We start from the raw sequence: 9,361 nt of genomic DNA on the forward strand, positions 1-9,361 counted from the left end.
CTTATTTTTTTATTAAGAAAAGTGAAAAAACAATAATTAAAATTAAAATCAGCCATGTTCGTAAATAAGTGTCTGTAAAATCTTGGATTAATCCAAATAATGGTGGAGCAGTAGTAATTGCGATTTGATTTACAGATATTGCCAAACCCAGAGAAAAGCCAACGCTTTCTTTTGGCGAAGAGTCTACAATATAGGCGACCCAAGGGCCATACCATCACATTCCAAAAAAACCTAACCAAGCAGATAAAATAGTTAAATAAATTATGGATCCACTCATGCCCAAAATTAATATTAAAAATCCAAAAACGACTGCAATCATGCAAAACAAGACAGAAAAAAATCGTCCTTTTCTACAATGATCACTCCATGCTGCTAAAATAATTCTTCCTAAGGCACCAGAAGCTTGTGAAACAAAAAAATAAGCACTTTTATCTAAAGACAGGTGATAGATTCTATAAAAATAAATCGTTATAAAAATGGTTAAAACATATTGAACTATCACAAGTGAAACGCCTGAAAGAATAATATTTTTCATATGCAGCGCAGCCAACATTGCAAGACGAGACCTTACATTTGCATAGAACGAAATCCTTGCCTTGCTTTCTGGAACGATAGCTACAACTTTTGCTGGTGAGTGATAAAAATAATAAATGTACATCCACCTAAAAAAGAAACGATGGCACCGACCAAAAACGCACCTTGTATGCCATAGACAAGCGCACTAGCAGGAAGAACTATCCCAGCTAATGCCCCCCCCTGGTCTAATGGTAGTCTCGCCTGCCTTATTCCCATTGCAAATCCGCGCTGCGATTGTGGAAACCATGAAGAAACAGATTTAGCGCCACCGGGTTGAGCAGAACTATAAAATCCCCCTACAATTAGCAAACAAACCAAAAGGGAAATATAGTTATCTGCGATTGCTCCCAACAAAAGAGCGACAGAAACGCCGACCGCGCCAACTCCAACAATATAGCGCTCGTTAAATTTGTCTAGTAATTCACCAGCTACAAGTAACCCAATAATAGGTAGGAACTGCGCTGCTGAAGACAGCAAACCTATCTGAGAGTCACTAAGCGAGAAATTCTTCTTAAAAAATTCAGCTAAAGGACCAATCCCTTGAACAAAGAAGCAAGCTGATGCTTGAGCGATAGTGGCAACAAGCAATATAATCCATCTATAATAATTTTTTCTATAAATTTATTATTGCTCACTCAGCCCCCTCCAATTAAAGTGTATTCCAATAAAGTGGCCTTTTTTTTAATAATGCTTGCAACAATAAATTAGGTATTTTATGCTGATTACATAAAAATCTGTCAATACGATTGGTCTTAATATGAAAGCTAAGGAATATGCTTAATTTAAGGAAATAAGCTATTATGTGTCGTGCAAATTTGATAGGCTAGCGATATAAGATAAATTTTACAAACATTGGTTCATCCGGCATTAAGCGCTCTTTATAAAAGAAGCTATATTTTGGCAAGCTTTTTCAAAATAATTCTCAAAGCTTTCTTCAGTCACATAGCCCAGATGCGGTGTGCAAAGAACTCTATCTGATTGCAATAATTTGCTCTCATATACCGGCTCGCTGTCATAAACATCCAGTGCAAAGTAAGTTGAATTTTCCAAACTTAGTATTTTTTCTATCGCCCCTTTTTCAACCAAAGCTGAACGCGCTGTGTTGACAAAAATAGCATGAGGTTTCATGCTCAATAGATCATTTAATTGAATGATTTCTCTGGTTTTATCGCTTAAACGTAAATGGATGGATATAATGTCAGGACGTGTAAAAAATTCATCTTTTGAATGCGTAAAATGATAACCTAAATTTTTTGCTTCTTGCGTTGAATGTTCGCTCCCATAAACCAAAATGGACATGCCAAAAGCTTGAGCATATTGAGCAACCATTTTACCAATACGCCCAAACCCGAATATTCCAAGAGTAGCCCCTTTCATTTGGTTGCCAAATGTTGTTTGCCATCGTCCTTTTTTCATATCAGATACAGATTTACAGAGTTTTCTACGCGCAGACATAATTAAGAGCCACGCAAATTCAGCAGCAGAAGTTGGATCTCCACCACCGTCTAATATTTCAATTCCTAAGTCTCTACAAGCTTCTATATCAATATGTGAACCTATAGGGCCTGTTTGGCAGATTAATTTTAAATTTGGCAGTTTCAGTAGAAGATTTCTATCAACTATAGTCCGCTCTCTGATTAAGATAAGAATATCTATCTCTTTGAGCTTATCTTCTAAATCACATTCTTTAGCTAAATTATTTATAACAAGCACTTCATGCGATTTCATTAATTTTGTAATAGATTGTAATTTTAGGGTGGCTTTTTGATAGTCATCTGGAATTAATATTTTCAATTTAAATCTCCCGTTTCATTCATCAATATTGGAGCTCATTATTTCATTTCTAAAACAATCAAAAAGCAATCTCGTCGCTGATATTTTGACATAACGCCAAGCCTATTAACAAATTATACCCCTTGATTTCATTGTTATTTCTAGCAATAAGAATAGCATTAATCAGTTAGTTTTTATAAACTTTAAAACATTGCGACAAAAAGTTTGACTCAGTAGATGGAAAATTGCACTTTTTTCATATTCTAGAGGACGGACCTGAAGTGCTACGCTGGACTGAAACCCATGTCCCAGTTTTCTTATAATAGACTACCAAGAAGGCCATACTTACGAACCAGATTTTATTGTCGAAACAGAAAATGCTACATATTTGTGCGAGATAAAGCGTGCTTCATATAAGCGTGATGGCTCTCTTTATTCGTTGAGATATAACTTATTTGTAGCATGAAGAGTAAATTTATTAAATCATGATAAGAGGGAGATAGGAACTTTATAGGTGTATCATCATAAGATTAAGTAGTTTTGTTGAGAGCTATTTCTATTTTTGCTAAAAGGTGTTTGATATATTTAATTATTATTTCGTAATAGTGGATGTACTTTATTTTAGGTGCAAGAAAGCTGATTGATTGTGTAAAATAGTATTCATAAAATTACATTATTCTTATCCTGTTAAGGACATTTTTCTAGCGAGGGTTTTGCAATTGCAATGCTCTTTTTCTCATTCTAAATTTTGGTTAAAAAAAGCGTATATAGGTATTATTTTAAATTTAAGATATGTATATTCCATTGTTGGTGTTACTGTTGTAAAAAATGATATTTTATTTGATAAGTATAAGGTGTTACCAAGAAGATCGATGTATAGATAAAATTTAGATTATTACAATATCTTGAAAAAGCAATGGGTAAATAATTGATAATTGTGCTATGAAAGTTGTTAGATGGGCGTGTGTCAGCAATTCTTAATAAAAAAGTTTTTCTTGATAGTCGGTTTTTTTCAAAATACTGCTCTTTTAATGCAAATCTTATGTTGGTAAGCTATGCAATTTTCACCGGAACAGGATAATGCATTGAAGGCTGTTGCTGCGTGGTTGAAAGAGGGGCGTTCTCCACTTTTTCGCCTCTTTGGCTATGCGGGGACGGGTAAGACAACGCTGGCACGCTATTTTGCAGAAACAGTTGATGGTTCTGTTCAGTTTGCGGCGTTTACAGGCAAAGCGGCACAGGTTTTGCGCTCTAAAGGCGCCAGTAATGCTTGTACTATTCATTCGTTGATTTATTGTCCGCGTGGGGAAGAAGAAGTTTCCGATGAAATTACGGGAAAGAAGTCTATTGCTCCAACATTTACATTAAATCGGAGGAGTGCGGCTGCACAAGCTAAGCTCATTATTGTTGATGAGTGCTCGATGGTAGATGAAAAATTGGCACGTGATTTAATGAGCTTTCGGACGCCAATTCTTGTTCTTGGTGATCCAGGTCAACTGCCTCCTATATCAGGTGGAGGATTTTTTTCTAATGGAGAACCAGATTTTCTTCTTTCAGAAATTCATCGGCAAGCGCGGGATAATCCGATTATACGTCTTGCTATGGATGTGCGTGAAGGACGCGATATTGCTTATGGTGACTATGGAGAAGCTCGCGTTGTTACACGTAAAGAGGTCAATCAACAATTGGTTTTGGATGCTGATCAGGTATTGGTAGGGGTTAATCGTACGCGCTACCTTTATAATCAGCGGTTGCGTGTGTTAAAAGGATTTACAGCAGATTATCCACAAGCAGGAGACAAGCTTGTGTGCTTGCGAAATGATCCTACTAAAGGTTTGTTGAATGGCTCTTTATGGAAGGTGATGACTTCACAGAAGGAAACAGTTAAACCAAGTATTAATCTTCTTGTGAAACCAGAAGAAAGTGAGCGTGGGGTAGCAAAGATTAAACTGTTAAAAGCAGCGTTTGAAAACCCGGATCAAGAAATTTCATGGCAATTAAAAAAGCGATATGATGATTTTGATTATGGGTATGCATTAACAGTTCATAAAGCGCAAGGTTCTCAATGGAATAACGTCGTTTTGTTTGATGAAAGTTTTGCATTTCGTGATATGTATGCGCGCTGGCTTTATACGGGAATTACGCGCGCAGCAGAACGTTTAATGATTGTTCGATAGAAAAAATATGTATATTATCTAAGTTTCAGATGGAAAATGCCTTTTTTCTATCTTGTTACACACTATAGAAAAATGGAAATGGGCATGGCGGTAAAACTTTCGGTTAATCTTAATGCTGTTGCTGTTTTGCGTAATCGACGTAATCTTCCGTGGCCAAGTATCACGAATATTGGGCATATAGCGCTTGCTGCTGGAGCAGCAGGTTTGACTGTTCATCCACGCCCTGATGAAAGGCATATTCGTTTTGCGGATTTGCCAGATATATACTGTTTAATCAAGAACAATTTTCCTACAGCTGAGTTGAATATTGAAGGTTATCCCAGTGATCAATTTTTGGATATAGCAGAAAAGTATGCTGATCAGATTACCCTTGTTCCTGATGATCCAGCGCAGTCAACGTCTGATCATGGTTGGAATTTTGCTCATGATGCAGAATTTTTAACACCTATTATTCAGCATTTGAAAAAAAGAAAGATTCGTGTATCACTTTTTGCTAATCCTACTATCGATGGTCTTGATACTGCTAAAGCAATAGGGGCTGATCGTGTGGAGTTTTATACTGGACCTTACGGTGGTGCATTTCAGGATAAGATAAAACAGGATCAAGAGCTCAATAAACTTGTTTTAGCAGCAAAAAAAGCCAAAGAACTGCAATTAGGTATCAATGCAGGTCACGATTTGACGATTGCTAATCTTCCTGCTCTTGTCAAAAACATTCCTTGGCTTGATGAAGTTTCTATTGGCCATGGGCTCATTGCCGATGCATTAGAGTATGGAATGCATGATACTGTTCAGCGTTTTATCCGGTTATTATCGTAATCTTTTTCTCTCTATAAAATTGAAAGAGAAATTTTTATAAAGCTTTGCCAATTTATCTTTAAAAAATAATATATGTTTAGATAAATAGCACTATTAGCGTGCATTATAAATATTCTATTATTGCTCTGTTTATTGGTTGCTTTCTATCTTTTGTTTTGAGTGTATGCGATGTTTTTTATTTGTACTATCTATTAGGGAGAAGAAATAGGGGTTGGAAAGTATTTTCCTTGTAAAGGAGTGCGTAGGGTTTTTATGGATCAATACACAAATTTTCTTGATGTTTGAGCTCATTTTACGGGTTATCTGTAAATAGTATAATGTAAAATCTCCATAGATGATATGAAGTCTATTGCTATCATCATTTTATTGGCTAATTCAATGTTGTGGCAGTTTTTGGCATATAAGGGTTTTGATGATTTCATCATGAACAGATTTAAAATCAGAAAATGCTTTTTATGAATAGGCTTAATGCAATAAGAGCTGTCGAATAGAATGATGATATCGACTTGTAGCTTTATGAAGTAAAGAGAGTGGTGTGTAATAAATCTTAGGCGATTATAGGGGACTTTTGAAAAGGGCTCGAGCACATTAAAAGTTTTTTTATAAGGCGCCATAAATGAATAACATAATGGCAGTATGGGGGTGTTCTTTTTCGCGTGAGAAGCGCGGATATTAAAGAACGTAAAAAGTAAAAACGTTCTCTCTATTATTCTAAAGATATTGTTGTATATGCTTTTGAAGATTGTATTAAAACAATACTTGTTATTTTGTAATTTTTCTTGCTATCCGTATTGATTTGGTTCATGTTAAAAATTGTATATTGTATCTTAATTTTTAGAATATAGGGTTTTGTTGCACGATAGAAGAGTAAAATATTAGCAAATATATTTTCTTTAAAAATCTTGTTTTGTGTAATTATTGTTTTTGTGGAATAGCAGTTGAAGTTGATTTGGGGATCCGTATATGTTTTGGGAATATTTGGGGACTACAGTTTTTTTTATGCAATATGTAAACTTTAAAAATTATTCAATTGCTGTGTTCTTATAAGCGGTATTTTTTGTCTTTATAAGTGTGTGATGCACTGAAGATGATGTTTCTTATTTAATAAAAATAATCTGAAATTCAGTTTAAATAGAAAAAGAAGGAATTTTTTTATGCGTGTTTATTATGATCGTGATGCGGATGTTAATCTTATTAAAGGGAAAAAAGTAGCCATTGTTGGTTATGGTTCTCAAGGGCGTGCGCACGCTTTAAATTTGAAAGATTCCGGTGTTAAAAATGTGCAAATAGCTTTGCGTTCAGGGTCGGAAACAGTTAAGAAGGCTATGGCCGATGGTTTTGAAGTGGTGAGTGTTGCGGAAGCAGCAAAATGGGCAGATCTCATCATGATGGCAACACCAGATGAATTGCAAGCTGATATTTATAAAGAGCATATTCATGATCATTTACGTGATGGGGCAGTGATTGCTTTTGCGCATGGTTTGAGTATTCATTTCGGCTTAATTGAACCTAAAAAAACAGTTGATGTTGTGATGATTGCTCCTAAAGGTCCAGGTCATACAGTGCGCAATGAATATCAACTTGGTCGTGGTGTTCCTTGCTTAATAGCGGTGGCACAAGATGCTTCAGGACATGCTCATAATGTAGCATTGTCTTATGCATGTGGTCTTGGTGGTGGACGTGCTGGGGTGATTGAAACAACATTTAAAGAAGAGTGCGAAACTGATCTTTTTGGTGAACAAGCGGTTCTCTGTGGAGGTCTTGTTGAACTGATTCGAGCAGGTTATGAAACATTAACACAAGCAGGTTATGCACCGGAAATGGCTTATTTCGAGTGTTTACATGAAGTTAAACTGATTGTTGATCTCATGTATGAAGGGGGCATTGCAAATATGAATTATTCGATTTCCAATACGGCTGAATGGGGCGAATATATGTCTGGTCCACGCGTGATTACTGATGAAACAAAAGCAGAAATGAAGCGTATTTTGAAGGATATTCAGACGGGTAAATTTACGTCAAATTGGATTCAAGAGTATAAAGCTGGTGCAGCTCATTTTAAAGGCATGCGGCGTTTAAATGATAATCATCCTATTGAAGAAGTTGGTAAAAAACTTCGTTCTATGATGCCTTGGATAAAATCTAACGCTTTGGTTGATAAAGAGCGTAATTGAAGCTTCTAAAGAGATATTTTGTTAATAGCTTTTATAATTTTATAGATAAATATCAAAAAAGGGTAACTTTAGTTACCCTTTTTTATATGTTTTTTGCAACATAAGCTTTATTTTTTAATTTTTTGCATAATTCTTTCTTCCAAAAAGAAAGTATACAATTCCTAAAAATATGAACCACGCTGGAGTGTATTTTAAAGCTATGGCAGTATCAGCTTCTAATGATAATAAATAAATAATGAATGCAAAGAAAACAAGAAGCGCCCAACACATAATAACACCTCCTGGCATTTTATAAGGAGAGACAGTATGCTGGAGAGGACGATTACGACGATAGACGATATAGCTGATCAAAATGATAGACCATACAAATATAAACAAAATTGCGGCAATCGTCGTAACAATTGTAAAAGCAGCTATGAGGGTTTGAGATAACGATACAACTGCATAACCAAATAAGATGCATAAACATGAAAAGAATAATGCGTTGGCTGGAACGTGGTTACGAGAAAGTTTTCCTAAAAATTTAGGAGCACCTTTTTGTGTTGCTAGCCCATATATCATACGGCTGGTAGAAAAAATTCCACTATTTGCTGAAGATGCGGCAGCTGTGAGGACAACAAAGTTCATCAAACCAGCAGCAGTTGGAATACCAATAAGTGCATACATTGTTACAAATGGGCTTTTTTCTGGACTGATTTGATTCCACGGTGTCACAGACATAATCACAAGAAGAGAGAATATATAAAAGAATACAATGCGGATTGGTATTGAATTAACAGCCTGTGGTAAAGCTTTTTGAGGCTCTTGTACTTCAGCAGCAGCTGTTCCAGCGAGTTCAATGCCAACAAAAGCAAAAATAACAATTTGGAATCCAGCAAAAAAGCCTGTAATTCCTCGCGGAAAAATATTTCCACCATTCCATATATGGCTAAGAGAAGCAACCGTGCCGTTTGGAGAGACAAAACCGGTAAAGATCATATAAAATCCTACAACAATTAAGACTAGAATTGCTACGATTTTGATAAAACCAAACCAAAACTCAAGTTCGCCAAATAGTTTTACGGCGACGAGGTTAAGAATTAAAAAGGACATAAGACCAATTATAACAGGAATCCACGAATTGAGTTCAGACCACCAAAAGTGTGTATAAGTGACAATAGCAATAATTTCAGCAGTTCCGGTGACAATCCAACATAACCAATATGTCCAGCCAATAAAGAATCCGGCACACGGACCTAGAAGATCGGTTGAGAAGTCAATAAAAGATCGATATTGTGTATTAGAAAGCAATAACTCTCCCATAGCACGCATGACAAAGTATAGAGCACAACCAATAATTGTATAAACGAGTAGAATTGAGGGGCCTGCTACACTGATTGTTTTTCCTGATCCCATGAAGAGACCTGTTCCAATCGCTCCACCAAGGGCTATAAGTTGTATGTGTCGGTTATGTAGTCCACGTTGCAATTTCTTCTTAGGTTTTTTTTCTAAATTTTGTTTGTTCATTTTTGGGAATTTCCCCTTAGTTACTTTTAAATAAAAATTATCCTAAAAAAGGTAATCTCTTCTATCGGAACACGCTATGGTTAAGGAGTAAAGGAATTTTTTTCTATGACTATATGTGAACAAAGAAAAAACATTATAAATTAATGGAATAACTATTTTATACATAAGAAATAAAATATAAGTTATATTATATTTTTTATGTTTTATACATATATTATAAACATAATATACTATATATTATTTACAATAAATAATATATAGTATATTAATATAATAATTTATTATTTATATATATTTACTTGAAATTATTTTGTAATAAATCATTACATTAAATAG

General features: G+C 35.2%; 7 protein-coding genes. 3 read left to right on the forward strand and 4 right to left on the reverse strand.

The genetic code is table 11. The annotated features are described in order from the left end of the window. Nucleotides 1-214: 214 nt before the first annotated feature. From U736_RS12745 to U736_RS0104365, 3 genes are all read right to left on the reverse strand, one after another. Nucleotides 215-535, reverse strand: coding sequence for an MFS transporter (locus U736_RS12745; RefSeq protein ID WP_244395804.1), 321 nt, complete (start codon nt 533-535; stop codon nt 215-217). Nucleotides 536-615: 80 nt separating this feature from the next. Beyond that, the gene (locus tag U736_RS12750) at nt 616-1,164 is read right to left on the reverse strand and encodes an MFS transporter (RefSeq protein ID WP_244395803.1); all 549 of its coding nucleotides are present in this window, start codon (nt 1,162-1,164) and stop codon (nt 616-618) included. 279 nt (nt 1,165-1,443) lie between these two features. Beyond that, entirely contained in the window at nt 1,444-2,370 is a 927-nt protein-coding gene (locus U736_RS0104365; protein WP_015856611.1) for a D-2-hydroxyacid dehydrogenase family protein, read from the reverse strand. A gap of 1,034 nt (nt 2,371-3,404) precedes the next feature. On the opposite strand from U736_RS0104365, the gene U736_RS0104370 reads away from it, so the two are divergent. From U736_RS0104370 to ilvC, 3 genes are all read left to right on the forward strand, one after another. Further along, complete coding sequence (locus U736_RS0104370) at nt 3,405-4,526, forward strand: ATP-dependent DNA helicase (RefSeq protein WP_015856610.1); 1,122 nt, start codon at nt 3,405-3,407, stop codon at nt 4,524-4,526. Between the two features lie 84 nt (nt 4,527-4,610). Further along, nucleotides 4,611-5,345, forward strand: a complete 735-nt coding sequence (locus tag U736_RS0104375; protein ID WP_015856609.1) for a pyridoxine 5'-phosphate synthase — start codon at nt 4,611-4,613, stop codon at nt 5,343-5,345. 1,154 nt (nt 5,346-6,499) lie between these two features. Further along, the gene (gene ilvC, locus U736_RS0104380; protein ID WP_015856608.1) at nt 6,500-7,519 is read left to right on the forward strand and encodes a ketol-acid reductoisomerase; all 1,020 of its coding nucleotides are present in this window, start codon (nt 6,500-6,502) and stop codon (nt 7,517-7,519) included. Between the two features lie 114 nt (nt 7,520-7,633). Here the strand turns inward: ilvC and U736_RS0104385 are convergent, their stop codons facing one another. Continuing rightward, nucleotides 7,634-9,025 (reverse strand): amino acid permease, encoded by a 1,392-nt coding sequence (locus U736_RS0104385; protein ID WP_015856607.1) that lies wholly within the window; start codon nt 9,023-9,025, stop codon nt 7,634-7,636. Nucleotides 9,026-9,361 lie beyond the last annotated feature (336 nt).

The organism is Bartonella grahamii ATCC 700132, assembly GCF_000518085.1.
GTDB classification, from domain to species: domain Bacteria; phylum Pseudomonadota; class Alphaproteobacteria; order Rhizobiales; family Rhizobiaceae; genus Bartonella; species Bartonella grahamii.